The following is a 25250-nucleotide window of genomic DNA, read 5'->3' as shown; positions in this document are numbered from 1 at the left end:
CGAGCCGGGTTCGTGAGGAACGAACGAACCCGGCTCGACCGACGGTGGTTGATCAGAGCGCGAGCCGCGCGCGTACGACGTCCGCGAGCCGCTCAGCACACGCCTCGGCCTCGTGGTGGGTGGGAGCCTCGACCATGACGCGTACGAGGTTCTCGGTGCCGGAGGGGCGCAGCAGGATGCGGCCGGAGCCGGCGAGGGCCTTCTCCTCGGCGGCGACGGCCTCGAGAAGGCCGTCGTCGGTCTTGCAGCGCGTCTTGTCGACGCCCTTGACGTTGAGCAGGACCTGCGGGAGCCGGGTGACTGCGGAGGCGAGATCGGCGAGGGTGCGGCCGGTGAGGCTCATCCGCTGCAGGACGTGCAGCGCGGTGAGGATGCCGTCGCCGGTGGTGGCGTGCTCGCTCATGATGATGTGGCCGGACTGCTCGCCGCCGATGGTGTAGCCGCCGCGGCGCATCTCCTCGAGCACGTAGCGATCGCCCACGGCGGTCTGCTTCACCTGGACGCCCGCGGCGTCCATCGCCTTGACGAAGCCGAGGTTGCTCATCACGGTGACGACCACGGTGTCGCCCGGAAGCCGGCCGGTGTCGTGCAGACCGAGCGTGAGGATCGCGATGAGCTGGTCGCCGTCGACCAGGTTGCCGTCACCGTCGACGGCCAGGCAGCGGTCGGCGTCGCCGTCCCAGGCGAAACCGACGTCGGCACCGTGCTCGACGACCGCCTTCTGCAGCATCTCCGGGTGGGTCGAACCGACGCCGTCGTTGATCGAGAGGCCGTCGTTGACGTCGTTGATCGCGATCACGTTCGCGCCGGCCTGGCGCAGGGTCAGCGGGCCCGCGGTGGCCGCGGCGCCGTTGGCGCAGTCGACGACGACGGTCAGTCCGTCGAGACGTCGCTCGAGCGTGGAGACCAGGTGGTCTGCGTACGCCTCCACCGGGTTCTCGTGGAACGAGATCCGGCCCACCGATGCGCCGGTCGGGCGATCCCACGGCTCGTCGAGGTGTGCCTCGATCCGGTCCTCGAGCACGTCGTCGAGCTTGTGCCCGCCGCGCTGGAGGAACTTGATGCCGTTGTCGGGCATCGGGTTGTGGGAGGCCGAGATGACCACGCCGAGGTCGGCCTGGAGAGCCGCCGTGAGGTAGGCGACCCCCGGCGTCGGCAGCACGCCCACCTCGATCACGTCGCAGCCGGCCGAGGCCAGACCGCCGGCGACCGTCGCCTGCAGGAACTGTCCCGAGACGCGCGAGTCGTTGCCGATGACGGCCAGCGGCTTGCGCCCGCTGCCGGAGACCCGCAGCTCCTCGGTCAGGACCAGTGCTGCAGACGTCGCCAGGTTCTGGGCGAGCGAGGCAGTGAGGACCTCGCCGTTCGCGAGACCGCGAACTCCATCAGTGCCGAAAAGGCGTGCCACGTCCGTGTGACCTTCTTTCGTACGTCGGCCCCCGCCCGAAAAGAGTTGGGGTGCCTCGGCAAGCCGAGGCACCCCAACAATCTAGGCGATCAGCGCTTGCTGAACTGCGATGCCTTACGGGCCTTCTTGAGACCGGCCTTCTTCCGCTCCACGACGCGAGCGTCGCGGGTCAGCAGACCGGCCTTCTTCAGGGTCGGGCGGTTGGCCTCTTCGTCAACGATGTTGAGCGAGCGAGCCACGCCAAGACGCAGCGCGCCGGCCTGGCCGGCGATGCCGCCGCCGTCGATACGGGCGATCACGTCGAAGCGACCCTCGAGCTGCAGCGCGGCGAACGGCTCGTTCGCGATCTGCTGGTGCAGCTTGTTGGGGAAGTAGTCCTCGATGGTGCGGCCGTTGATGGTCCACGAACCGGTGCCCGGAACGATCCGGACGCGGGCCACGGACTCCTTGCGGCGGCCGGTGGCGGCAGCCGGGGCGATGGTCGCCGGGCGCTCGGGGGCGTCGGCGGACGGGGCGCTCTCAGAGGTGAAAGCAACGCCCTGCTCGTCGGTCTCGAAGGTCTCCTCGACCTCTACGGTGTTCTCAGTCATGTCCTGGTCCTGGCTCACTGGGCGATCTGCTTGATCTCGAACGGAACGGCCTGCTGCGCGACGTGCGGGTGCGTCGGACCGGAGTAGACCTTGAGCTTCTTGAGCATCTGTCGGCCGAGCTTGTTCTTCGGCAGCATGCCCCACACAGCGGTCTCGATCGCCTTGCGGGCGTCCTTCTCGAGGATCTCGCCGATCGGGGTCGCGGTCAGACCGCCCGGGTAGCCCGAGTGGCGGTAGGCCAGCTTGGTCTTGGCCTTGTTGCCGGAGAGGGAGACCTTCTCGGCGTTGATGATGATGACGAAGTCGCCGGTGTCCGCGTTGGGCGCGAAGATCGGCTTGTGCTTGCCTCGGAGGAGCTCAGCGGTCTGGACAGCGAGGCGGCCGAGACGGACGTCGGCCGCGTCGATCACGAGCCAGGCGCGCTCGATGTCGCCAGGCTTGGGAGCGTAAGTACGCACGTGTGCCTTCTTAGTTCGTAGTGCCCGCTCAGCGGGTGCAGAGCGAGATGTTGCTGCGTGGCTTCTGACGAACACGGCCCGGCTTGCCCTGTCCCCGGGAGTTCCCAGCGACAGTCATCCGGATCTGCGCCCCTGACCGTGCGAATGATCAGGACGCGGCAGGAGTCACGACCGAACAAGGTTACGAGCCGCCGTACAGCAGAGACAAATCAAGACGTACGCCGCCGGGCCCCTGCCCGACGACGTACGTCTTCTCGTGCTCGATCTCGGGTCGCGACTAGTGGTCGGCCCCGACCTCGCCCTGGGGCGCGAAGGCGTCCTCGTGGAGCTCGGTCACCGCCGGCCCCTCGCGCGGAGTCGCGGGCTGCTCGCTCGTCGGGCGCTTCGCCGGCGTCTCCTCTCCGCCGAGGACGGCAGCGCCGATGGCACCGACCAGCCCCAGCAGCAGAGCACCGACGACGGCGATGACCAGGATCTTCCGGCTGACGCTCACGCGAGGACCCGGTACTGGATGCCGACCGAATACTTCCGCATGTCGTAGCGCGAACCCGACTGCAGCCCCGAGACCCACCAGACCGACGGGCAGTACTTCGACGACCTGCGGTCCGCGACCAGCGTGTTCGGCGTGGAGACCGATGCCATCGTCTTCCACCCCACCGAGTTGCCGAACTGGCGGCGCTGGGTCAGCGTCCAGTCGCCCGAGGTCTGCGGCTTGTAGAGATGGGTCACCAGGTAGACGTTCTTGGTGTAGCCCTTCGGACGCCCGCCGTAGTGCTTCATCGTGAGGTTGCGGTAGTTCCCGTCGAACGACCTCGGCAGGCACATGGCGCTGTCGGTGATCACCCGCGACTTGGCGGTGTTGCCGCCTCGGCACTTGATGTTCGAACGGAAGCCGCGCGACTCCGCCCAGTCCCTGCGCGCGGGGGCCTTGAGGGTCGAGCAGGAGCCGACGTACTTGGCCTTCAGCGCGTCGTTGGCGCTGATTTACCGCTGCGTTACCGACCCGGCGACAGCAATAGGACATCTGGCGTACGCTGATCGTAGGATTGTCTGACAATCAGATGATCTTGGCTCAGAATCACCAGAACCCCATGAGATGGAGGAGTGCGATGACCCTGCTCAACGAAGCTCAGGACACCGTTGCGACCAGCCTGACCCCCGCCGCCTTCGCCGCCGCCGAGGCGCACTCCGCGCACAACTACCACCCTCTCGAGGTGGTGATCAGCCACGCCGAGGGCGCCTGGGTGACCGACGTCGACGGTCGCCGTTGCGTCGACATGCTGGCCGGCTACAGCGCGCTGAACTTCGGTCACGGCCACCCCGCTCTGCTGTCCGCGGCCCGTGAGCAGCTCGACAAGGTCACCTTGACCTCGCGGGCCTTCGTGCACGACCAGTTCGCCGAGTTCACCGCGCGCCTGGCCGCGATGTGCGGCAAGGAGATGGTCCTGCCGATGAACACCGGCGCCGAGGCCGTCGAGACCGCCATCAAGGTCGCCCGCAAGTGGGGCTACGACGTCAAGGGCGTCCCGGCCGACCAGGCCGAGATCATCGTGATGGCCGGAAACTTCCACGGCCGCACCACCACCATCGTCGGCTTCTCCGACGACGCCGACGCGCGCGACGGCTTCGGCCCATTCGCCCCCGGCTTCGTGATGGTTCCCTACGCCGACCTCGCCGCGATCGCGGCCGCCATCACCCCCAACACGGTGGCCGTCCTGGTCGAGCCGATCCAGGGCGAGTCCGGCGTGGTCATCCCCGCCGACGACTTCCTGATCGGGCTGCGCGAGCTCTGCACCCGCGAGAACGTGCTCTTCGCCGCCGACGAGATCCAGGCCGGCCTCGGTCGCACCGGCTACACGTTCGCCTGCGACCACGCCGGCGTGAAGCCGGACATGTACATCCTCGGCAAGGCGCTCGGCGGCGGCATCGTCCCCGTCTCGGCGGTCGTCGCCGACAAGGACGTCCTCGGCGTGATCGGCCCCGGCCAGCACGGCTCCACCTTCGGCGGCAACCCGCTCGCCTGCGCCGTCGGCACCGCCGTCGTCGAGCTGCTCGAGACCGGTGAGTTCCAGGCCCGCGCCGAGTCGCTGGGCAAGGTCCTGCACGACCGGCTGATGGCGATGGTCGGCAACGGCATCGTCGGCTTCCGCTCCCGCGGCCTGTGGGCCGGCGTCGACATCGACCCGACCATCGGCACCGGTCGCGAGATCTGCGAGCGCCTCCTGGCCCGCGGCGTACTCGCCAAGGACACCCACGGCTCCACCATCCGCCTCGCGCCGCCCCTGGTGATCACCGAGGAGGACCTTCACTGGGCCCTCGACCAGCTCGAGGCGGCGGTCTCCGAGTAGGGCCGAGCCGCCCTGTAACACGTCGTTCGACGTACTGGTCGCCCCAAGAGAACGACCGGATAGTACGTCGAACGACGTGTTACACCCCCGCTAGCCGTCGAGGGCAGCGAGATCGTCGCCGATCTCGTTCGCCGCAGAGACGAACAGCTCCTGCAGCCCACGGATCAGCTCGGTGCAGGACTCCGTGTAAGCGTCCGGGTTGATCGTGACCCGGTCCAGGCTGCCGGTGGACAGGACCATGTTGACCACCCGCTGCGCGGGAACCCCGACGGCCCCGTCGGTCGCGGTGTTGTAGGTGATCTGGTCGAGAACCTCGCGATGACGCTCCGAGGTCGCGGTGTAGAAGTCCGCGAGCGATAGGCGCCAGGTGGTCTCGGCCGCAGCCAGCGAGACGAGGTCCTCCTTGCTGACGGGCTCGGCTTGCACAGCACCCGAAGTCTGCGACTGCTCGCGCTTGGTAAGGGCGTTCGACATGATGGCCCGCTCCTCGTGGAGCGAATCGAAGACCGGTTGCATACTGCCGAGCGCCTCGATCTCGGAGTCGATCTCGGCGTCATTGACCCGCGGCACCAGCGTCGGGATCGCGAGGAGGTCGTTGACGAGTGCCATGTAGGCCACCTGCGCCGCCGCCCGGCTCCCGGCCGTGTCACCGATGTCGGATCGGGTCTTCGGCATGCCGTCCAATGACCGCTGGATCCTCGCGAGGAGATCCGCGAGCCCCTGGTCACCGCCGACGTCGATCTTCTCCACCTTCGCCGTCCAGGTCGTGATGGTCTCATCGGTCGTCGCCTGCATCGGTTCCAGCACGACGTCGGGGACGCCTGCCAAGGCGGCGTCGCGCTCGAAGATCACGTTGATCGCCAGGTTGAACGCGCTGGGCAGCGCCTGCACGACCGACGCAGCCCGGCGCACCGACGACGTCGAGGGGGCGATCGGTGACCCAGCAGGATCGGTGGCCCGGTCAGCGATGACGGGCTGGAGCGCCACCCCGGCGATGCCGATGATCCCGACCGCCATCACGGTCCCGACGGTCGCGGCCACGCGGGCCCGGAGCACGCGGCGGCGGCCGCGGCGTACGTCTTCGGAGGGGTCCAGTACCGGGACCGGAGCGGTGGAGCCGATGCGGTAGAGCCGCTCGTGCAGCAGGGTGTCGTCGTCGAAGGCGTTCATCGCCATCCTCCTCGGGCAGCGTGGTCGGGGCGGAGTGCATGGCGGAGATTGGCCAGGGCGACCGAGGTCTGGCTCTTGACCGTTCCCGCGCTGATGCCGAGGTCTGCGGCGGTCTCCTCGACCGACAGCCCCCAGTAGTGACGGAGCACGACGACCCGCCGCTGACCTACGGGGAGGGCACGCAGCGCCGTCCAGAGCTCGTCGACATCCTCGGCGCCCGGACCGGTCGGCGCCGGCCGGTCGACGACATCGCCGACTCGCTCGCGACGCCACGGACGCCGGCCCTCGTCCAGGTGGCTGTTGACCAGCATCCTGCGTACGTAGGCGTCGACGCTGTCGGCCTTCCGCACCTTTCGCCATGCCGAGTACACCTTCGACAGCGTCAGCTGCACGATGTCCTCGGCACGATGCTCGTCACCGCACAGCAGGTAGGCCGCGCGGTACAGGTGCGCGCGTCTCTCCCTGACGTAGGCGGTGAACTCCTCGTCCTTGCTCAACGTCTCCCCTTCTCCGGTTCCAACCCCCGACCCCCTACTGACGTAACCGGTACCGGATCGGTTGGGGCCTCGTCGCCACTGAGTGACGTGATGCCCTGGGTGCGAGCAGCACCCAGGGCATCACTGGAGCATGAGTCAGTGGCGGTCCGGTGCCGCGGAGCACAGCGAACACCCTCGGGGGTGTGCGCGCGTTCGTGTAACACGTCGTTCGTAGGACTACTCGCCCTTTCAGAACGACCGGATAGTCCTACGAACGACGTGTTACAGCTCCTTGTCGCTCCCCGGCCCCGAAGCCGCGGAGTCGGCCCTCAGCCCATCGCTCAGCCCTTCGGCTGCCACCTCTGGTCGAGTACGAAGTCGACGGCGCGGTCCACCGGGATCGTGGCGTCGCCGTAGACGCTGACGGTGTAGACGGGGCCCTGGAAGACGACCAGGTTCACCGGGTCAGCGGGCTTGCCCATCCAGCGGCGCTTCTTGCCGAGCCCGATGAAGACCTCGTTGCCGTCGACGGTGCGGATGATGCAGCGCTTGTAGTCGGCGCGGCGGCACGCCTTGTCCATCTGAATCGGGTTGAGCGTCTCCTCCAGCCGCACTTCGACAAGGCCCGGCTCCCCACCGGAGTAGCCGTCCGTGTCCTTCTTGACGTCGGTCAGAGCGACGTACGCCTCGTGGTCGAAGCGTGACGGCATGCCGTCGAACCACTTCGCCGGGGTTCCGGGCGGGACCAGCGTCTTCCGTGCGATCCTGCCCAGCTCCTTGGCGTCGACCGCAGGCGGAACATCCAGCTCCGGGACGATCAGCCGGGGATCGGCTGCGGCCGCCAGGGCTTTCTTCTGCCCGAGGTCGATACCGGAGACGGGAATCGACGAGTTGTTGCCGAACAGCGAGGCAAGCGTGATCGCGACGACCGTCCCGTCGGAGCGCTCGACGGCATAGATGCGCGCGCCATCATGCGTCGTCGCGACTCTCGCCACCTTCACCCCTGGGTGGTCGACGTCCTCACAGGTCCAACTGGGGTCCTCGCACAGAAGGCCGACTCCGTCCCAACTGGACCCGACAGCCAGCTGAACCATCCCGAGACCGTCCTCGTCTTCGACGCTCCACCCCAGCTTCGTACCGATGGTGCGCCCGCTGTGGGCCTCGCCACCCTGAGCGTTGGAGACAGTCTTGTCGAGATGCTGCCCTGTGGGATCCAGGTGCTCGGCGAGGACGTCTCGGTACTTCTGCAGCACCGGGAGGTCGCGAGACCACGAGCCACCGAAGCCGTTGAAGGCCGCTGGCCACAGATCCATCACGTCACCCCCAGGGGCCTTCACCGGGGCAACCACCCGGTCGGGCACCGGCGACGGCTTCGCCGACGTCTCCCCCGACTTCTCCGGCGGACCTGCGGCCTGCTCGTCGCCCCTCAGCAACGATGTGCCCTGGGCGACCACAACACCCCCGGCCGCCATGACCGCCACCGCGGCGGCAGCAGCGACGGGCATCATCCACTTCTTCGTACGACTCTCCTGCGAGATCGCCTGCATCAGCTCCGCCTCTCGCCGCGCCTTCACATGGGGGCGCAGACTGCGTTCAGGAATTCCGGTCATCACTTCGCCCCTTCACCCATGAGCGCGGCGACCCGCTTGCGTGCGCGGGAGAGCCGGCTGCGTACGGTCCCGACGGGAATGTCGAGAGCCTGGGCAACTTGCAGATACGAGAGGCCGTCCCAGGCGATGAGCATCAGGATCTGACGGTCCTTACGGCTGAGCCGGTCGACCGCCGCGAGGAGCTCGGACATCCGGCGCTCCTCGTCGAGGCGGCGTACGACTCCGTCCGCATGGTCCTCGGCGTCGTCGAGCCGCACCAGCTGCAACCTGCCCGCCAGCGCGTTCTGCCGGCGGGCACCACGGGTGGCGTTGCGGCAGACGTTCTCGGCGACCGTGTAGAGCCACGGCATCAGCGAGCCGTCGTAGGCCACGGCCCGCTCTCGCACCCGCCAGACCTCCAGGAACGCCTGGGACATCACGTCCTCGGCGAGGTTCCAGGAGGCCACGCGACGGAAGCAGAAGTTGTAGACCGGGTCCGCATAGCGCGCGAACAGCTCCGCCATCGCCTCGTGATCGCCCCGGCGCAGACGCTCCGCCAGACCGCTGTCGTTCTCCGTCACCACGAGCCCGAGGCTCTGGGACTCACTACCTCTCACGCACCCTCTATGTCCGGTGCGCCCGGAGGGGTTCCAACTTCGGGTGCACCTTTGTCGGCCGTCAGCTGCGTGCCTGGCCCGCGGAGCATAACGAACACCCTCCTGGGTGTGCGCGTGTCGTGTAACACGTCGTTCGTAGGACTACTCGCCCTATCTGAACGACCGGATAGTCCTACGAACGACGTGTTACAGCTCCCGCGACCTACCGCTACCCCGCCCCGCCCAGCAGCTCCAGCAGCACCGGCAACGACCCTGCCAGCACACCCAGCAGCTCCTCACGAGACAGACCCGCGGAGTCGGCCTTCCACGAGAGCACCATCTCCTCCGACATCGCCTGCCAACCCCTGACGATCAGCCGGGCGGCAGGACTGTCGGTGACGAAGTCGACGTTCGCCTCGAAGATCCGGGCCCCGAGAGCGCCGAAGGCCTCGTCGTAGATCGCGCGCAGGACCGGGTCGCTCGCGGCGCCGCGGACCATCGAGACGTACCCCTCGTAGTTGGCGTCGACGAAGTCCACATATGCGGTCATCGACGCCAGCAGGCGCTCGACCGGCTCCCCTGTCTCCGGCGGCGCGGTCTGGGCGACGAGCGCCTCGGCAGCACGGCGCACGACCGCCTCACGGAAGGCCATCTTGTCGCCGAAGTAGTGGTAGAGGAGGCCGCGAGAGATGCCTGCCTCACGCGCCACCACGTCGATGGAGATCTCATCGAGGGAGTTGATCGCGAAGAGACGAACGCCCAGGTCGAGCAGCTGCTCACGGCGTTGCTCGGGCGTCAGTCTCGTCCGTTGACTCATGCCATCCATCCTATTGACATCTGTTCAATAAGCAAGACATACTCGAAGTATGACCACTGCTGACCTCATCCCCGTCGACCACCTGATCGTCGGTGCCGGCTTCGGAGGCCTGTGCGCGGCGATCAAGCTCGAAGAGGACGGCGAGCGTGACTTCGTCGTCATCGAGAAGGGCTCCGGCGTCGGTGGCACCTGGCGCGACAACACCTATCCCGGTGCCGCCTGCGACGTGCCCAGCCAGCTCTACAGCTACTCCTTCGCGCTCAACCCCGACTGGTCGATGAGCTTCTCGCCCCAGCCGGAGATCGAGGCGTACATCAAGAAGGTCGCCGAGAGCTCGGGCACCCTGGACCGCTTCGTCTTCGACACCGCGATGACCGCCGCGACCTGGGACGAGACCCGACAGCGCTGGCTCGTCGAGACCGAAGGCAAGACCGGCAAGAAGACGTACGCAGCGACCACCCTGATCGCCGGCCCCGGCGCCCTCAGCGAGCCGAAGCTGCCCGAGATCGAGGGCATCGAAGGCTTCCAGGGCGAGATCTTCCACTCCGCGCAGTGGAACCACGACATCGACCTCGCCGGAAAGCGCGTCGCCGTGATCGGCACCGGCGCGAGCGCGATCCAGATCGTCCCGGAGATCCAGAAGAAGGCCGCGCGCGTCGACGTCTACCAGCGCACCGCGCCATGGGTGCTCCCCCGCAACGAGCACCGCTACTCCAAGCTCGAGAAGGCCGCCTTCCGCCACGTCCCCGGTGTCCAGCGGCTCGCCCGCGCGGCCGTCTACTGGGGCCTCGAGGTCCGTGTCCTCGGCCTCGCCGTCCAGCCGAAGCTCACCCTGGCCCACCAGCTGATGGCGCAGAACAACATCCGCCGCGGCATCAAGGACCCCGAGCTGCGCCGCAAGGTCACCCCGGACTACACGCTCGGCTGCAAGCGCACGCTGATCTCCAACGCCTACTACCCGGCATTGGCCGCCGACAACGTCGACCTGATCACCGACGGCATCGCCCGGGTGAGCGAGAACGCGATCGTCGCCAAGGACGGTGCGACCCGCGAGATCGACGTCCTCGTCGTGGCGACCGGTTTCTACACCACCGACCTCCCGATCGCCCACACCCTCACCGGCAGCAAGGGCCGCACGATGGCGGAGCGGTTCACGGAGACCGGGATGAGCGCCTACAAGGGCACCACGGTCCCCGAGTTCCCCAACCTCTTCTTCATCGTCGGCCCCAACACCGGCCTGGGCCACTCCTCGATGGTCTACATGATCGAGTCGCAGGTGGCCTACGTCCGCGACGCGATCCGCACCATGCGCACCAACGCCTACGCCGCGGTCGAGCCCACCGAGGACGCCACCTCGGCGTGGAACGACGACCTGCAGCGCAAGATGGCGAACACGGTCTGGTCCGAGGGCGGGTGCGCGTCGTGGTATCTCGACGAGCACGGCCGCAACACCACCCTGTGGCCCACCTTCACGTTCCTGTTCCGCCACCTGACCAGCAAGTTCGACGTCGACAAGTACGTCGTCACCGCGGCCCCGACAGGCCCGACGGTCTCGACGAGCCCAACGGTCTCGACCACCAATGAGGAGAGTGTCCCCGCATGAAGTCCTTCGACGACAAGGTAGTCGTACTCACCGGAGCCGGATCCGGGATCGGCCGCGCCCTCGCGGTCAACCTCGCCGGCCGCGGCGCCCGACTGGCGCTCTCCGACGTCGACGAGGCCGGCCTGGCCGAGACCGTCGAGCTCGCCAAGCAGGCCGGCGCCCGCGGGATCAAGTCGAACAAGCTCGACGTGGCCGACCGAGAGGCCTTCAAGACGTACGCCGAGGGTGTCATCGCCCACTTCGGCACGGTCAACGTGGTGATCAACAACGCCGGCGTCGCGCTCTCCGGTCGGGTCAACGACCTCGACTGGGAGGACATCGACTGGATCATGGGCATCGACTGGTGGGGCGTCGTGCACGGCACGAAGTTCTTCCTGCCGGCCCTGATCGAGTCCGGCGACGCGCACATCGTGAACATCTCCTCGCTGTTCGGGCTGGTCTCCATGCCCGACCAGGCCTTCTACAACGCCGCCAAGTACGCGGTGCGTGGCTTCACCGAGGCGCTGCGCGAGGAGATGCTGATCGACGGTCACAACGTCGGCGTCACCTCGGTCCACCCCGGCGGCATCAAGACCGCGGTCGCCCGCAGCGCCCGCGTCTCGGCCAAGGACGACCAGGCCGCGACCGCGAAGTTCTTCGACGAGAAGCTCGCCAAGATGGAGCCGGCCCGCGCCGCCGAGATCATCGTCAAGGGCATCGAGAAGAAGCAGGCCCGCGTGCTGGTCGGCCTCGACGCCCACGTGATCCACAACTTCGGCAAGTTCACCGGCTCGCGCTACCAGGACCTCATCGCACTGGGGGCCAAGTACGTGATGCCGAAGAAGAACGGCTGAAGCCAGCCCGCCCTCCTAGACTGAGCGCCATGCGCTTCGAGGCCGGTCATCCTGTTCGTGTCGAGTTCACGAAGTGGGGTGGCCGGCCTCACTGGTCCTTCGACGGGCTCTACCTCGGTGAGGACGAGCACGGCGAGTGGATCGGCCACCCGGTCGGCACCGAGTTCGCCCGCCCCGGGCGAGGCTGGGTCGCCGACTGGGACTCGGTCACCCTGGTCCCCCACCACGACGCGGCCCACTTTCCGGCGTTCAACCGGCCCAACGGAAAGATCAGCTCGCAGATCTACGTCGACATGTGCACCCCGCCGGTATGGCAGGACTCGACGGTCACCTGCATCGACCTGGACCTCGACGTCGTCAAGAAGTTCGACGGCTCGGTCTACATCGACGACCAGGACGAGTTCGAGCACCACCAGATCGAGTACGGCTACCCGCCCGAGATCATCTCGATGACCGAGGACTCCGCCGAGCGCGTCTATCTCGCGGTCAAGGAGAGCCAGGCTCCGTACGACGCGACCCCGGAGCGCTGGTTCGAGGTGCTCGCCGGACTATGAGCCTATGAGTCGGGCTCTGTCGCCGACGCCGGAGCGGTTCGTTCCCTCCGCAGCGGACCGACCAGACGCGGCCCGGACAGGCGCGTCTCGATGCGCCACGACCGGCGGCTGAGCGGCTGGGCGATGAACTCGCCCAGGTAGACGCCGGAGGCGAGCGCCAACGCGACGGAGGCGGCGGTGAAGAGCGCGACCAGGCCGACCGAGGTGGTCGCCGGAGTCTCCTGGGCGAGCATGGTGAGCCCGCGGTAGATCGAGTAGCCGGGGAGGAACGGCACGACCGAGGAGACCACGATGACCAGCGGCGGCACCTTCAGCCGGGTAGCGACCGAGTAGGCGATCAGACCGATGAAGAGGGCGGCCACCGTCACCCGCCACGTCCGTCCGATGTCTCCGGGGACGACCATCGACAGGACCACGGCGACAGCGGCGATGACCGCGATCGGCGCCAGCGTCCGCTTGGGCGCGTACGCCGCGTACGCGAAGGCCGCGGCGCCGACCGCACCGCCCACGGTCGCCAGGGTGATCGACTGCAGCGAGCTGACGTTGCTGGCCACGGCTCCGCTGATCGGCACGCCGACCGCGCCCGCGAACACGAGTCCACCGGTGACCCCGGCGATGATCCCCGCAGTGGAGACCAGCGCCTCCAGGATCCGGGCGCTGGCGGTGACATGGAAGCCCGTGAGCGCATCCTGCAGGGCACCCATGAAGCTGATGCCGGCCAGCATCACGGTGATGTTGGCGGTGATGGAGGTGGAGACGTCCAGCTCCAGCGGCAGCGCGGCGGCGACGACCGCCAGCAACGTGGCCACGCCGGCGCCGGCGACCTGCAGGTAGAAGAGCGGCAGCCGCCAGCGACGGTGGAGGTAGTGCTGCAGCTGGTCGATCGTGGCACCGGAGATGAAGGCGAGGACGACGACGCCGACCTGACCGCCGACGTAGACCGTGAATGCCGCGGCCATCGTCGCCATGCCGAGCGTCACGGCCCAGCGCGGCCGGCGGTGGCCGCCGGAGATGATCCGACCGAGCGCGATCCGGGCGCCCTGGAGGTCCACCTCGTCGCGTACGACCTGGCGGACCAGGTGGTCGACGGCGGTCAGGTGGTCGTAGTCGATGGTGCGGTGCTTGACCTGGCGAGTGGTGTGCACCGGGATCGCCTCTGGATCGCCCTGGTAGCTCATCGAGAGGCTGGTGTAGGTGACGTCGACCTCGGCCTCACGAAGGCCCAGATGCTGGGCGAGCGACCTCATCGTCGCGGTCACGTCGGCTGCCCCGGCGCCGGTCGAGATCAACAGCTCGCCGACACGGAGACAGAAGTCCAGAGTCAGGCTCACCTCGCGCGCATCCACCGTCAAAGGGTGCCATTCAGCCGGTGAACGACAGGCATCCACGGTGCTCGACAAACACGCCCGCTCAAGGAACGCTCAATACATGCGGATCGACTTCCATCCCTCGCCCCGGCCGACGCTCGGCGTCGAGTGGGAGCTCGCGCTCGTCGACCGCGAGACCAGGGACCTGGTCAACGTCGCCGACCACCTCTTCGCCCGGGCCAAGGCGCGGGTTCCCAACCCCGAGCGGATCCACAAGGAGCTGCTGCGCAACACCGTGGAGATCGTCACCGGGGTCTGCGAGAGCGTCGAGGAGGCGATCGACCAGATCCGGGAGACGACCACCGGAGTCGTGAGCGCCGGCGACGACCTCGGCGTGGACCTCTTCGGCGCCGGGACCCACCCGTTCGCGTCCTGGACCACGCAGGAGCTCTCCGCCGGGCATCGCTACCAGGAGCTGATCGACCGCACCCAGTGGTGGGGACGCCAGATGCTGATCTGGGGCGTGCACGTGCACGTCGGGATGCCGTCGCGCGAGCGTGTGCTGCCGGTGCTCAACGGCCTGCTGACCTACTACCCCCACTTCCAGGCGCTGTCGGCGTCGTCGCCCATCTGGGCCGGCGAGGACACCGGCTACGCCTCCAACCGGGCCCTGATGTTCCAGCAGCTGCCGACGGCCGGGCTGCCGTTCCAGTTCGCGGCGTGGGAGGAGTTCGAGGCGTACGTCTCGGACCAGACGACCACGGGCGTGATCGACGACATCAGCGAGATCCGCTGGGACATCCGGCCCTCGCCCCGGCTCGGCACCATCGAGAACCGGATCTGCGACGGCGTCGCCACCCTCCAGGAGCTGGCCGCGATCGCCGCGCTGGCGCACTGCCTCTGTGTCGACCTGGATGCCCGGGTCGCGGCCGGAGAGCCCGTGGCCACGATGCCGCCGTGGCACGTCCAGGAGAACAAGTGGCGCGCCGCCCGCTACGGCCTGGACGCGATCGTGATCCTCAACGGCGCCTCCGAGGAGAGGCCGGTCACCGACGACCTCAACGACCTGCTGGTGCGACTGGAGCCGGTGGCCGCGCGTCTCGGCTGCGAGAAGCAGCTCGCCGGGGTGCGCGACATCATCCACAAAGGCGCCTCCTACCAGCGACAACGCGCCATCGCCGCGTCCACCGGGGGCGACCTGGTCGCGGTGGTCGACTCGGTCGTACGTGACCTGCGCGGGTCGATCTGAGAGACCGGGTCAGCGCGGTGGCAGCGGCGGCAGGGCGTCGGTCGCCTCGAACTGCCCCATCCCGGTGACCCCGAGCAGGTCGACGATGATCGACCTGATCTGGACGAGGATGACCTCGGCATTGAGCGATTCCGTACGCTCCACCTCGGCCGAGTGCTCACCGATCGCCAGCAGCACCGATCTGGACTCGTGACTCAGCCCGTCCGGACTTCGGCCCGCGGCCAGCTCGGCCTCGACGACGTCGACGGCGTCTGCGAGCCCGAAGGCCAGCTGGTAGTAGCTCTCCGGCACCACGTCCCCGCGGTAGGCCGAGACCGCCGCCCGCCGGACCAGCACACGTGTGCTCCGCAGCGCGCGGTCGAGCGGTTCGACGAGCTCGGCCATCCGATGCACATGGCTGCGATGTCGAAACCGGAACGGCGAGACGGCCAGCACCGACATGCCCTCGTCGGAGGCGTCCTGCAGCTCGCGGATCAGCGGGTCGGTGGCACGCGCGTCGGCGAGCACCTTCAGTCCGTGGACGGCGTCCGCGTCGAGCATCACCTGGCCGGCGGCACGCAGCAGCGAGGCGATCTTCTTGGCCACGACGGCCGCCTGCTCGCCGGGTCGCCGCAGCGGCGCGGCGGGCACGATCGAGGCGGCCACGAGCGCGACCGCACCACCGATCAGCGCATCGGTCCAGCGCGTGAACGCCGCACCGGGCGTCGGCAGCAGACCCATCACGAAGATCGACTGGACCGCGGCCTGGTTGCGGAAGACCTGGCCGGAGGAGATGAAGATGCCCACCGCCATCGCCATCGCGACCACCAGGGTCATCTGCCAGGCGCCCTCGCCGATGACCTGGACCACGACGTCGCCCAGGAAGACCCCGAGCGCGACCCCGATGGTCACTTCCGTGACGCGCCGCAGCCGCTGCCCGTAGGAGGTGCCGAGGCTGACCACCGCCGCGATCGGCGCGAAGACGGGTTGGACGTGGCCGAGCAGGCCGGCGGCGATGAACCACGCCGCCCCGGCCGCCCCGGCGGCCTGCACCACGTGCCACCGCTTCGACTTCAACCGCGCCAGCCGGCGGCGTACGTCGGAGCGCATCTGCTCACGGGAGACTCGTGGAGCAGTGAACGCCATGGCCGGGATTCTATCGGTCCAGGCACCCGCCGAGACGTCACTCGCGTCGGCCGAGACGTCACCCCCGCTGGCCGAGACGTCACTCGCGTCGGTCGAGTGGGCACGGCGGTGCCCACTCGGCCGACCGTAGTGACGTCTCGGCCGACCGTAGTGACGTCTCGGCAGGTCTGGGTCAGCGGGCGAGGGTCACCGAGACGGCCTGGTTGCCGCAGCCGTTGGCGGAGGTGAGATCGGTGAGGGCCGACCTCTCGGTGCTGTCGACGGAGAGACCCCACCTGATCTTCACCGAGACGTACTCCTTGAGGTAGCGACACTTCTGGAGGTCGGGCATCCACCCGGCGGGATCGGCGTCGGACTTCTCCTGGTTCTCGTTGTCGGTGACGCCGACCAGCGAGCCGTAGTAGCCGAGGTCGTTGGCATAGGCGCGGCGCTCGGTCGAGGTCCAGGTGCGGGCCCCGGAGTCCCAGGCCTCGGCGAGCGGGACCATGTGGTCGATGTCGACGTCGCTGGTCGCGGTCCAGGAGAGACCGTCGTAGTAGGAGTACCAGCGTCCGCCCGACAGCGAGCAGCCGGAGCCGACCGTGGGGGCCTCGTCGGCCTCCTCGATCAGCACCTCGTTGCGAGTGCTGCAGCCGTCGCCGTCGGCGTCGATCCAGTGCTGGAAGAGGTCACGGCTGTAGCCGGTGCGGTTCTCGGCCGCGACGGGCAGGTCGCCGATCGCGGTCGTGAGCGACTGGGAGTAGGACTCGGCGTGTGCTGCCGCCGGAGTCGTGAGCGGCACGAGGGCGCCGCAGGCGAGGATGAACAGGCCACGGAGTTTCATGGGGGGCTCCCGAGGTGAGGTGTTCGGTCGCCCCCTGACGATGCCCCGTTTTACGCACCCTGTGTAACGGCGTTACCAGATGTCTCGAGAAGTTCACCCAGGCCACGCTCGACCAACCCCTGCGCGCCGCCGTTCCCATGGGCGGCGACCACGGCCCGCAGTCGCGCGCGGGTGATGTCGGAGACGCAGGCCATCTCCGCCTTGGCCGCGTTCGAGCCGGGCCGGGTCGCCTCGGCGATCTGGACGGACCAGCACGTACGCCGCGCCCCGTCCTCCACGTTGGCCAGCGCGACCGCATGGCCGGTGGTCCCGGAACCGGCGAAGAAGTCGAGGACCCTCGCGTCGAGCGGCATCGTGGCCAGGATCCGCCTGATCAGACCGGTGGGCTTCGGCGACTCGAACAGCGGCCCCACCAGCGACTTCAGCTCCGCGACGGCGGAGTCCGTCGAGCCGATCTCCTCCGCCATCCAGATCGTGGTGAGCTTCTTGCGCCTCGCTTCGCCGGAGGCATCGCGGGAGAGCCAGTCGCGCTGATAGATGTCGACCCGCTCCCCCAGCTTCCCGCGTACGCGACGGCACATCAGGTCGTCGGGACGGGCCGCGATCAGCGGGGCGCTCCACCGCCAGACGGCCGGGCGACCGTCACCGAAGACCGGCCAGATCTCCTGAGCACCGGCGAACGACTCGACGGCGACGCGACCGGAATCAGGATCACCCCACAGCGGGAAGTGGAGCGACTTGGCGGTCGCCGGATTGAACTTCTTGTTGGTGTTGCGCAGCGGCAGCCGCCGGTAGTGGCGCCCGTCGTCGGTGACCAGCGGGAAGTCCCGCTCGTTGACGGCGTCGGGGATGCTCGACTCCAGTGCGCAGGACCGGGCGTCCTTGGCATAGACCAGCAGATACTCGTGGGAGGTCGCGAACCCGTTGCCGAGCTGGCGGCCCTTCGGGTTGAGGTTGACCACGATCTGCGCGATCCGGTTGCGCTCGTCGAAGACCTCGTCCATCAGGACCTTCAGATGGGCGGCCTCGTTGTCGTCGATGGAGACGTAGATCGCCGCGCGGTCCGACATGACGGCGCTCGCCGCCTCGAGCCGCGGCCTCATCATCGCGACCCAGGCATCGTGGCGGCCCGCCCGGCGGCCGTCCTCGCCACGCCGGTCGTCGTGGTAGGCGAAGAGGCTGCCCGTGTTGTAAGGCGGGTCGATGTAGATCAGGTCGAACTTCTCCCCCACCTTCGCGAGCGCCCGGAGCACATCGAGGTTGTCGCCCTCGACGAACGTGTTCCACGGCTCCCTCACGCGGGGAACGTTAGCCGACCGGCGCCTCTTGAGCGGATAGCAGCGCGACCGACCGCTCGGCGACCAGGCACTGGATCTTGGTCCCCTTCGGCGGCGCGACGTCGAGGATGACGTCGCTCCCGGTCGTACGGGCCGTGATCGTCGCCGGGTCCGGGGACTCGCAGCCGTCGTAGACGGACTGGGCATAGAGCCGCTGGCCGGCCGGGACGTGCGCGAGCAGCGTGGTCGCCTTCGTGGTGAACGGAGCCTGGAGCGAGCTCCCGAGAGTGGCGGCGTACGCCTCGATGGCGGCCTTGTCCGGAAGCGGGGTCGCGGTCGTCTCCAGACTGCCCTCGGCCGCGCCACCTGCGGAGACGATGCCGCGGACGGGCTTCTCCGAGCTCGGCGGGCGGGACGGCTCCGGCTGTGGCTTCGGCTTGGGCGGCGGAGACGACGCCGGCGCGGAGGCCGAGGGCGAGGCCCCTGGGTCCGTCGCTTCCTCGGGAGTGCCGCAGGCCGCGACCAGGAGCGCCGTCGCAGCGAGTGCGAGTGGGAGAAGACGCTTGGGGTGCATATCTCAAATACTCCCCGCGGCACCAAGCTGTTGCACCCCGACAGGCGGGCCCCACCATCTGGGCAGCCGCGCGGATGGGAAGATCACGGCGTGGCCCGCTTCACCCAGGCCGAGCTCCAGACCTACTACGGCGCCTCGGTCCCCGATCTTCTTCCCGCAGACGACCAGCCCCTGCGCCTCCTCTTCGTCGGCATCAACCCCGGCCTGTGGACCGCGGCGACACAGACCCACTTCGCGCATCCGCTCAACCGGTTCTATCCGGCGATCTTCCGCGCCGGGATCACCAACCGCCCCATCGACGCCTCTGCGGGCATGACGGCGGAGGACCGCGACTACTTCCGAGCGCGCGGCATCGGCTTCACCAACATCGTCCGCCGCGCCACCGCCAAGGCCTCCGAGCTCACCAACACCGAGCTCAAGGAGGGCGGCGCCGAGCTGTTCTCCCTGGTCGCACGGCGGCTGGCCACACAGAAAGGCCCGGACGTCGTCGCGATCGCCGGGATCACCGCGTACCGGACCGCCTTCAACCGCCCCAAGGCCAAGCAGGGCCGCCAGCCGGAGCCGCTCGCCGGCTCCGAGCTCTGGGTCGTACCGAACCCGTCGGGCCTCAACGCCCACGAGACCGTCCCGACCCTGGCCGCCGCCTACGCCGAGGCGGCCCGCGCCGCCGGCCTGCTCTGACCCCCCGCCGAGGCGTCACCCCCGTCGGCCGAGGCGTCACTCCCGTCGGCTGAGAGGGCATCTCCGTGCCGTCTCGAACGACCTAGCTGACGCCTCGAACGACCGCAGTGACGTCTCGGCCGACCTACCTGACGCCTCAGCAGGAAGTCAGAAGCCTGAGGGGGGTTCTGGCAGGTCGGGGACGCCTAGCTTCGCCAGCAGCGCGATCGCGTCGTCGGCCGAGACCCGCGACGTCTGGGAGTGGAGCAGGTCGTCGACGGCGAGGTCGACCTCGGCAGTGAGGCACACGAGCACATCCTCGCCCTCGGCGTCGGCAGGCCCCTGGAAGGCGACGACTGGCAGGTAGACGAGGTCGAGCGACACGGCCTTCTGCAGGACACGTACGGCGCCGAGCACCTCACCGCGCGGGTCGCTGACCTCCAGGGCACGGCCGTCGATCTCCGCGGCTCCCGCCGCCGGCACCGAGACCACGCCGGCGGTCGAGGGGATGTCGTACTGCTCCACCACGGCGATCCCGCCGGGATGCACCACGACGGCCTCGATCTCGCGGCCGGCGACCGGGACGTTGAGCACCACCAGCGCCGACTCGAGCTGGCCGAGCGCCTGACGGAGCTTCTCCTCACCGAAGGTCTCGGGCGCGCCCAGGTCGAGCAGCCAGCCACCGGCGGCCGTGGCCACCCATGCGGCGGTCTCCTGCTCCTTCAACGCCACCAGCTTCTCGGCCTCCTGCCGCAGCCGGTCGCGCTCGAGGGCCGCGTCGTGCGCCCGCCGCCGCTCGTCGTCGAGCTCGGCACGCAGCATCGCGACCTCGCTCTCGGCCATCTGCTGGAGCTCACGGCGCCGCTCGGCCTCTCGGGCTCGCTCCTCGGCCCGCTGCTTCTCGGCGTGCAGTCGGGCGACCTCGAAGCGGCGTACGCCCTCCTCCAGCAGCCCGAGCGTGCGCTCGGAGACCGCGACATCGGCACCCGACTCCAACCGGTCCCGCAGCGCGCCCCAGTTGACCTCCGGGTGCTCGGTCACCAACGCCTCGAGCACCTTCAGGAGTACGTCGCTCCCCACCCCCGCACGTGAGGCCAACGAGGCCAGGTTGAACCGAGCCGGCGCAGGAGCCGGGGTCGAGGCGGCGGCCGAGGACGCGGCCGGAGCCAGGCTCCACTGCCCCGGAGGCCCCTCGACGAAGCCGCCCGAGCCCAGGATGGAGAGCAGCTCCTCCTCGGTCAGCAGCACCCGTTTGCCCTTCAAAGCGGCGCGCAGGACCTGCAGGCTCAACGGAGCCCGCAGGCGCAGGATCTCGGCGACGGCCGGCAGGGAGGAATGTGGCATAGGGGCTGGTTAGGGGGTTGTTCTCGCAAGCGCGGCGATCGTACACCGCAGCACCGACATTCGAGCCCAGCCAGCACCGTTCCGAACATACACGCGAAGGCCCCGGACACCGGCCGGCGCCCGGGGCCTCGCTGTCGAGCTAGTCGAGCGGCTTCAGGTCGAAGTCGTAGACAGTCGTCTGACCGGCCACGATCTGCGCCTTCTTGGTGGCGGGCACGAACCCGTCGGCCGCGACGACCACCTGGAGCGGCGCGTTGGACTTCTGCATCCAGTAGGCGTACCTACCGTCCGAATCCGTCCTCAGCGTCACGTCGTACGACACGCCGTCGAGCGCCACGACCGCATCCTCGATCGGTTCACCCGACCCCGACACCGTGCCCGTGATCTTGCCCCAGCCTGCGGGCGCCTTCACGGTCATGGTCGCCGGGACCGGCGCCACGGTGTAGGGCGTGTTGTTCCCGATGACGACATCAGCGGTGTAGGTGCCCGGTTGGTCGACCGCAGCGGTGAACGAGGCCACCGCGACGACCGACTGACCCGGCGCCAGGGTGAACGTGGGCGGCTGGATGTCGAGCCAGGCCGGACCGCCCCCGGCGCCACCGGCTTCACCGGTCACGTCCAGGATGATGTTGGAGTCCGGGAACCCGAGACCCGCGGCATCGGTCGGCTCCGGCGTACCGCACGCGTCGGAGGCCAGATAGGTCGGCGAGGTCTCGGCCGCAGGGTTGCCCCCGAAGTAGACCGCGCCACCCGCGACCCCGACGACCAGGATGTCGTCCGGAGCGATCTCCGTCGATGTCGCGATCGACACCGTGTAGAGCGACCCGAACTCGTCCGTCACCGTCGTCGTGCCCGACCCGATCGGGGTCAGGTTGGCGAAGGTGAACGCCGCACCCTCCGGCAACGTGTAGAGCGTCGCCGTCACCGGCGTGTTCCCGTTGGCCGACTCCTGGACCGCGAAGCTCACGCTGGTGGGCGTGAAGCTCCCGGAGACCCCGAAGTCACCCGGCGAGTACGTCCGCAGGATCGTCGTGGTCCCTGAGGGGCACGCGACCGAGCTGGCCTGCGCGACCTCGTGCGAGGTCGAGTGGGACAGCGTCGTCTCACCCGCGGGAGTGGGCGCGAGCGCGGTGACCGACGGCTGCCCCGTCGAACCGAGCTTGCTCCCCGACTTGGACGAGGCCAGACCGGACGCCTTCGAACCGGCATCCGACTTGGTCTTGACCTTCGTGGCCTCCTTCGTGACGCTCTTGGTGACGCCGGCCGAGGTGCTCTTCTCACCCTGGATGACGACCTCCTCACCCGCTGCCCCCAAGTTCACCTCGGCGGGCGCGGAGCCCGAGTTGGTGATCCTCAGGTTGCGAGAGACCGACCCACCCATCGCCAGGCTGGCATCCAGTGACGTCTGGGTGACGGCGAGCCGGCCGGCCTTGAGCTGGGCGTTGGAGGTGAGCGTGGTGTCCTCGGTGACGGTGATGTTGCGGTTGATCGGCTGGTAGTCGGGCGCCGTGAAGCTGACCGCGTACTTTCCGGTCACGGTGTCGACGCTGTAGGAGCCGTCGGCGCCCGTCGTCACCGTCTTGGCGTTGCCGCCGCCAGCCGGGGTCAGGGTGACCTCGGCGCCGTCGATGCCGGACTTGGTGTTGTAGTCCTTGACGACACCGGCGACCGTGCCCCTCGGGGCCATGTCGAAGGTGATCGACTTGCTGTCGCTGAGCGAGGCGGTATTGAACGAGTACTGCGTGGCGATCGAGCCGTTCGCGTTCTCGATGCCGATCGTGGCCGAGCTGCCGAGCGTTCGGTCCACGTTGGGCAGATCTCCGTAGCCCAGCTCGACCCGGCCATCCTCGAAGAGGGTCGCCGAGAAGTCCATCACCTGGTCCGTGGCGCCCCGCGGGTAGACGTCGCGCCACTCGATGACGAATGCGTCCACACCGTCGACGGTCGTCGCCCCGGTGAACACGTCGGCCGCACCCCGGGTGTCGAGGTCGTCCCAGAACGCGTAGAGCGCCGCGTTCGGCACCCCGGCGGCCGGGATCGCCACGTTGCTGTAGGAGGTGTTGGCCGCCAGGAAGTTCACGTGACCGTTGGACGACACGTACGCCTTGGCATAGCTGCCCCCGTAGAGCGGGAAGCTGAACGGCAGGTCCACCGCTCCGGACACATCGTCACCTTCGAGCCCGAGCGCGGTGGTTCCGGAACGTACGCCGCTCGACCCCTCCGCACAGAAGTACCCGTGGTCGTCGTAGGAGAAGACGAGCTTGACGTTGTGGGTCTTGTTGCCCGTGACGACGACCTCTGCGCTCGTCGGCGCGGCACAGCCGGACCCTTCGGTGAAGATCGTGTACGTCCCCTCCGGGACGCCCGCGAGCGTGTAGGCACCGTTGGCACCCGAGGTCGCAGACAGGTTGCCCGGCGACAGCTGGATCTCGGCCCCGGCGACCGGGGCGCCGGTGCTCGCGTTGGTGACCGCTCCGCTCACGGTGTACTTCGGAGCTCCGGCGAGGTCGAAGTCGACCGTCGCAGTGGCCCCCTCGACGACCTTCGCGGTGCTGGACTCGGTGACGAAGCCGAACGCCGAGGCGGTCAGCTCGTAGTCACCGACGTAGACGTCGGCCGAGAAGTGACCCTCGGCGTCGGTCGTGAGGGTGCGGTCGAGAGCCTCGCCGTCGAGCTCGACGGTCGCGCCCTCGATGGCCTCGCCGCCGCTGGTGACGGTGCCGGCGATGGTGCCACCTTCGGCCGGAGCCAGGGCGATCAGTCGAGCCAGGTCGAGATGGCCCTCGCCGTACACGTTGTTGTTCTCGGCGGTGCCACCGCAGGTGGTGTCGTCGACATCGGTCGCCGCCTCGTTGAGCAGACGGCGGGTCTCCTCGACGTCACCGACCAGGGTCGGGTTGTAGCTCCACAGCGCCGCGACGGCGCCCGCGACGTGCGGGGCTGCCATCGAGGTGCCGTTGTAGCTGCCGTACGAGCCACCCGGGAGGGAGGAGCGTACGCTCACGCCCGGCGCCGCGATGTTGGGCTTGACCAGGCCGTTCTGACCTGGGCCACGGCCCGAGAAAGAGGCGACGTTGCCGGAGGAGTCGACCGCGCCGACCGCATAGGTCAGCACGTTCGCGCCCGGTGAGGACGTTCCCTGGCACATGGAGCCCGGGTTGCCGGAGGCCCACGAGGAGAACTGGCCGGCTGCGTTCCAGGCGGCGTTCACGTCGTCGAAGAAGGAATCGATGTGACCGACGCCGTCCCAGCCCCAGGAGTTGTTGATGACGTGCGGACGCTTGGAGACGTCGGGGTTCTGCCCGGCGGCGTCGGTCGGCTCCAGCAGCCACCAGCCCGACTCGAGGAGTCCGGCGTCGGAGCCGCAGCAGCCGTTGGTCTCGATCCACTCGGCATCGGGAGCGACACCGATCTGGTTGCCGGCGCCGTCGTCGCCGACCATGGTGCCCATGGTGTGGGTGCCGTGGCCGTCGAGGTCACAGGGACCGTTCGAGCAGTCGTCGTAGGCGTCGTACCAGTTGTAGTCGTGCGTGAAGGAACCGTCGCCGTTGTTGCCGCGGTACTGGTCCACCAGGGCCGGGTGGGTGTAGTCGGTCCCCGAGTCGACACTGGAGACCACGATGCCGGCGCCGGTGGCACCCTGCTCCCACGCCTCGGGGGCGTTGACGAAGTCGATGCCCCACTCGATGCCCTGCGGCGCCTTGGTCGACGCCTCCTTCTTGACCGGCTCGACGAGCGAGACCTTGGCCCGCTCGTGCACGGTCTTGATCTCCGGGTCGGCGGCCAGCTTCAGCGCCAGGTTCTCGGAGGCGTCCTTCACCAGGATCGCGTTCGAGATCGCGTACGTCTTGTAGTTGACCTTGGCGGCTTCGAGCTCGGCGACGGCGCCGGCCTGAGATGCCTTCGCCGTCTTCTCCAGCGCGTCGACGACGTACTGGCCTCGCTCGGTCCAGTCCTTGATGGAGGAGGCGGGGCCGAGGTTGGCCTTGTCGGAGAATCGGAGCCAGAAGTCGGTCGAGCCCGACTTCTCGAACGTGGACTCGAGGGTGGACGTGAGCTTGGCCGCGGGGGCCTTGTCGTCGGCTGTAGGGGTGCCGGCGAATGCGGGAGTGGCAAACATCGCAGCCGTGACGGCGAGTATGCCTGTGGCTGCTACTACGGCCGATCGGCCGAGGCGTGAGTATCTCAAGGTGGTCTCCTTGCGGATACCGTCGGCAAGCCCGTGAAAACTGATCGTGCGCTTTTACCCGGGAATGCGGACGGATCGATTATTGCCACCGGACAGCGTTCTCCGGATTTGTCTCGGCCGCAGGCTTTCGGAGCGCCCCAGGGCGGCAAGTATCTGTCAATGTCGTAAAGCCGCCAAGCCGCATGATCTGTTCGACGAGGCAAATATGACACGGCCTCGTCATTGACACCCGCTCGGGTATCGGCGTCGGAATGCTCTGC

23 protein-coding genes are annotated in these 25250 nt (G+C 68.6%); 6 read left to right on the top strand and 17 right to left on the bottom strand.

Going from position 1 to position 25250, the window contains the following annotated elements:
- Window positions 1-52 precede the first annotated feature (52 nt).
- From glmM to BJ988_RS28630, 5 genes are all read right to left on the bottom strand, one after another.
- A complete protein-coding gene (gene glmM, locus BJ988_RS28650; RefSeq protein WP_179661189.1) occupies window positions 53-1408 on the bottom strand; it encodes a phosphoglucosamine mutase in 1356 nt (451 codons plus the stop codon).
- An 89-nt stretch (window positions 1409-1497) separates the two neighbouring features.
- Window positions 1498-1998, bottom strand: coding sequence for a 30S ribosomal protein S9 (rpsI, locus tag BJ988_RS28645; protein WP_179661188.1), 501 nt, complete (start codon window positions 1996-1998; stop codon window positions 1498-1500).
- A gap of 14 nt (window positions 1999-2012) precedes the next feature.
- A complete protein-coding gene (gene rplM / locus BJ988_RS28640; protein ID WP_179661187.1) occupies window positions 2013-2456 on the bottom strand; it encodes a 50S ribosomal protein L13 in 444 nt (147 codons plus the stop codon).
- A 277-nt stretch (window positions 2457-2733) separates the two neighbouring features.
- Window positions 2734-2949 (bottom strand): hypothetical protein, encoded by a 216-nt coding sequence (locus BJ988_RS28635; protein ID WP_179661186.1) that lies wholly within the window; start codon window positions 2947-2949, stop codon window positions 2734-2736.
- Complete coding sequence (locus tag BJ988_RS28630) at window positions 2946-3299, bottom strand: hypothetical protein (RefSeq protein WP_179661185.1); 354 nt, start codon at window positions 3297-3299, stop codon at window positions 2946-2948. The genes BJ988_RS28635 and BJ988_RS28630 overlap by 4 nt, the downstream gene beginning before the upstream one ends.
- A 266-nt stretch (window positions 3300-3565) precedes the next feature.
- Here BJ988_RS28630 and rocD point away from each other — a divergent pair, with 266 nt between their 5' ends.
- On the top strand, window positions 3566-4804 hold the full coding sequence (gene rocD / locus BJ988_RS28625) for an ornithine--oxo-acid transaminase (RefSeq protein ID WP_246321603.1): 1239 nt from the start codon (window positions 3566-3568) through the stop codon (window positions 4802-4804).
- A gap of 90 nt (window positions 4805-4894) precedes the next feature.
- Here the strand turns inward: rocD and BJ988_RS28620 are convergent, their stop codons facing one another.
- From BJ988_RS28620 to BJ988_RS28600, 5 genes are all read right to left on the bottom strand, one after another.
- The gene (locus BJ988_RS28620; protein ID WP_179661184.1) at window positions 4895-5974 is read right to left on the bottom strand and encodes a nitrate- and nitrite sensing domain-containing protein; all 1080 of its coding nucleotides are present in this window, start codon (window positions 5972-5974) and stop codon (window positions 4895-4897) included.
- Window positions 5971-6471 carry a SigE family RNA polymerase sigma factor gene (locus tag BJ988_RS28615; RefSeq protein ID WP_179661183.1) on the bottom strand — a complete coding sequence of 167 codons (501 nt, stop codon included), beginning with the start codon at window positions 6469-6471 and terminating at the stop codon, window positions 5971-5973. The genes BJ988_RS28620 and BJ988_RS28615 overlap by 4 nt, the downstream gene beginning before the upstream one ends.
- Before the next feature lie 320 nt (window positions 6472-6791).
- Window positions 6792-8060 (bottom strand): hypothetical protein, encoded by a 1269-nt coding sequence (locus BJ988_RS28610; protein ID WP_179661182.1) that lies wholly within the window; start codon window positions 8058-8060, stop codon window positions 6792-6794.
- Complete coding sequence (locus tag BJ988_RS28605) at window positions 8060-8623, bottom strand: sigma-70 family RNA polymerase sigma factor (RefSeq protein WP_179661181.1); 564 nt, start codon at window positions 8621-8623, stop codon at window positions 8060-8062. The genes BJ988_RS28610 and BJ988_RS28605 overlap by 1 nt, the downstream gene beginning before the upstream one ends.
- Window positions 8624-8864: 241 nt before the next feature.
- A complete protein-coding gene (locus BJ988_RS28600; protein WP_246321602.1) occupies window positions 8865-9452 on the bottom strand; it encodes a TetR/AcrR family transcriptional regulator in 588 nt (195 codons plus the stop codon).
- Window positions 9453-9501: 49 nt separating this feature from the next.
- Here BJ988_RS28600 and BJ988_RS28595 point away from each other — a divergent pair, with 49 nt between their 5' ends.
- The 3 genes from BJ988_RS28595 to BJ988_RS28585 are packed head-to-tail and all read left to right on the top strand — an operon-like array spanning window position 9502 to window position 12442.
- Window positions 9502-11055 carry a flavin-containing monooxygenase gene (locus BJ988_RS28595; RefSeq protein WP_179661179.1) on the top strand — a complete coding sequence of 518 codons (1554 nt, stop codon included), beginning with the start codon at window positions 9502-9504 and terminating at the stop codon, window positions 11053-11055.
- Window positions 11052-11888, top strand: coding sequence for an SDR family NAD(P)-dependent oxidoreductase (locus BJ988_RS28590; RefSeq protein WP_179661178.1), 837 nt, complete (start codon window positions 11052-11054; stop codon window positions 11886-11888). The genes BJ988_RS28595 and BJ988_RS28590 overlap by 4 nt, the downstream gene beginning before the upstream one ends.
- A 29-nt stretch (window positions 11889-11917) precedes the next feature.
- A complete protein-coding gene (locus tag BJ988_RS28585) occupies window positions 11918-12442 on the top strand; it encodes a ribonuclease FAU-1 family protein (RefSeq protein WP_179661177.1) in 525 nt (174 codons plus the stop codon).
- Between the two features lie 2 nt (window positions 12443-12444).
- Here BJ988_RS28585 and BJ988_RS28580 read toward each other — a convergent pair whose 3' ends face one another.
- A complete protein-coding gene (locus BJ988_RS28580) occupies window positions 12445-13788 on the bottom strand; it encodes a threonine/serine exporter family protein (protein ID WP_343051823.1) in 1344 nt (447 codons plus the stop codon).
- 82 nt (window positions 13789-13870) lie between these two features.
- On the opposite strand from BJ988_RS28580, the gene BJ988_RS28575 reads away from it, so the two are divergent.
- Complete coding sequence (locus tag BJ988_RS28575) at window positions 13871-14998, top strand: glutamate--cysteine ligase (protein ID WP_179661176.1); 1128 nt, start codon at window positions 13871-13873, stop codon at window positions 14996-14998.
- A 9-nt stretch (window positions 14999-15007) separates the two neighbouring features.
- On the opposite strand, the gene BJ988_RS28570 is transcribed toward BJ988_RS28575, so the two are convergent.
- From BJ988_RS28570 to BJ988_RS28555, 4 genes are all read right to left on the bottom strand, one after another.
- Window positions 15008-16123 carry an FUSC family protein gene (locus tag BJ988_RS28570; RefSeq protein ID WP_179661175.1) on the bottom strand — a complete coding sequence of 372 codons (1116 nt, stop codon included), beginning with the start codon at window positions 16121-16123 and terminating at the stop codon, window positions 15008-15010.
- Window positions 16124-16295: 172 nt separating this feature from the next.
- Window positions 16296-16946, bottom strand: a complete 651-nt coding sequence (locus tag BJ988_RS28565; protein ID WP_179661174.1) for an HNH endonuclease family protein — start codon at window positions 16944-16946, stop codon at window positions 16296-16298.
- A gap of 50 nt (window positions 16947-16996) precedes the next feature.
- Window positions 16997-18244, bottom strand: coding sequence for a DNA methyltransferase (locus BJ988_RS28560; protein WP_179661173.1), 1248 nt, complete (start codon window positions 18242-18244; stop codon window positions 16997-16999).
- A gap of 10 nt (window positions 18245-18254) precedes the next feature.
- On the bottom strand, window positions 18255-18797 hold the full coding sequence (locus BJ988_RS28555) for a hypothetical protein (RefSeq protein WP_179661172.1): 543 nt from the start codon (window positions 18795-18797) through the stop codon (window positions 18255-18257).
- A gap of 90 nt (window positions 18798-18887) precedes the next feature.
- On the opposite strand from BJ988_RS28555, the gene BJ988_RS28550 reads away from it, so the two are divergent.
- Window positions 18888-19478 (top strand): uracil-DNA glycosylase family protein, encoded by a 591-nt coding sequence (locus BJ988_RS28550; protein ID WP_179661171.1) that lies wholly within the window; start codon window positions 18888-18890, stop codon window positions 19476-19478.
- A 147-nt stretch (window positions 19479-19625) separates the two neighbouring features.
- Here the strand turns inward: BJ988_RS28550 and BJ988_RS28545 are convergent, their stop codons facing one another.
- Window positions 19626-20801, bottom strand: a complete 1176-nt coding sequence (locus tag BJ988_RS28545; protein ID WP_179661170.1) for a hypothetical protein — start codon at window positions 20799-20801, stop codon at window positions 19626-19628.
- Window positions 20802-20940: 139 nt separating this feature from the next.
- A complete protein-coding gene (locus BJ988_RS28540) occupies window positions 20941-24990 on the bottom strand; it encodes a carboxypeptidase regulatory-like domain-containing protein (RefSeq protein ID WP_246321600.1) in 4050 nt (1349 codons plus the stop codon).
- Between the last annotated feature and the right edge of the window lie 260 nt (window positions 24991-25250).

The sequence above is a fragment of the Nocardioides panzhihuensis genome (assembly GCF_013408335.1).
Taxonomy (GTDB): domain Bacteria; phylum Actinomycetota; class Actinomycetes; order Propionibacteriales; family Nocardioidaceae; genus Nocardioides; species Nocardioides panzhihuensis.
The sequence above is the reverse complement of the archived record's forward strand: the minus strand, read 5'-3'. Positions and strand labels throughout refer to the sequence as shown.

Excerpts from the sequence above, each read along its gene's own strand:
- BJ988_RS28555 (WP_179661172.1), bottom strand. The coding sequence starts at position 18,797 with ATGCACCCCAAGCGTCTTCTCCCACTCGCACTCGCTGCGACGGCGCTC.
- BJ988_RS28585 (WP_179661177.1), top strand. The coding sequence starts at position 11,918 with ATGCGCTTCGAGGCCGGTCATCCTGTTCGTGTCGAGTTCACGAAGTGG.
- BJ988_RS28595 (WP_179661179.1), top strand. The coding sequence starts at position 9,502 with ATGACCACTGCTGACCTCATCCCCGTCGACCACCTGATCGTCGGTGCC.
- rocD (WP_246321603.1), top strand. The coding sequence starts at position 3,566 with ATGACCCTGCTCAACGAAGCTCAGGACACCGTTGCGACCAGCCTGACC.
- BJ988_RS28570 (WP_179661175.1), bottom strand. The coding sequence starts at position 16,123 with ATGGCGTTCACTGCTCCACGAGTCTCCCGTGAGCAGATGCGCTCCGAC.
- BJ988_RS28620 (WP_179661184.1), bottom strand. The coding sequence starts at position 5,974 with ATGAACGCCTTCGACGACGACACCCTGCTGCACGAGCGGCTCTACCGC.
- BJ988_RS28600 (WP_246321602.1), bottom strand. The coding sequence starts at position 9,452 with ATGAGTCAACGGACGAGACTGACGCCCGAGCAACGCCGTGAGCAGCTG.
- BJ988_RS28565 (WP_179661174.1), bottom strand. The coding sequence starts at position 16,946 with ATGAAACTCCGTGGCCTGTTCATCCTCGCCTGCGGCGCCCTCGTGCCG.
- BJ988_RS28575 (WP_179661176.1), top strand. The coding sequence starts at position 13,871 with ATGCGGATCGACTTCCATCCCTCGCCCCGGCCGACGCTCGGCGTCGAG.
- BJ988_RS28590 (WP_179661178.1), top strand. The coding sequence starts at position 11,052 with ATGAAGTCCTTCGACGACAAGGTAGTCGTACTCACCGGAGCCGGATCC.
- BJ988_RS28610 (WP_179661182.1), bottom strand. The coding sequence starts at position 8,060 with ATGACCGGAATTCCTGAACGCAGTCTGCGCCCCCATGTGAAGGCGCGG.
- BJ988_RS28545 (WP_179661170.1), bottom strand. The coding sequence starts at position 20,801 with ATGCCACATTCCTCCCTGCCGGCCGTCGCCGAGATCCTGCGCCTGCGG.
- rpsI (WP_179661188.1), bottom strand. The coding sequence starts at position 1,998 with ATGACTGAGAACACCGTAGAGGTCGAGGAGACCTTCGAGACCGACGAG.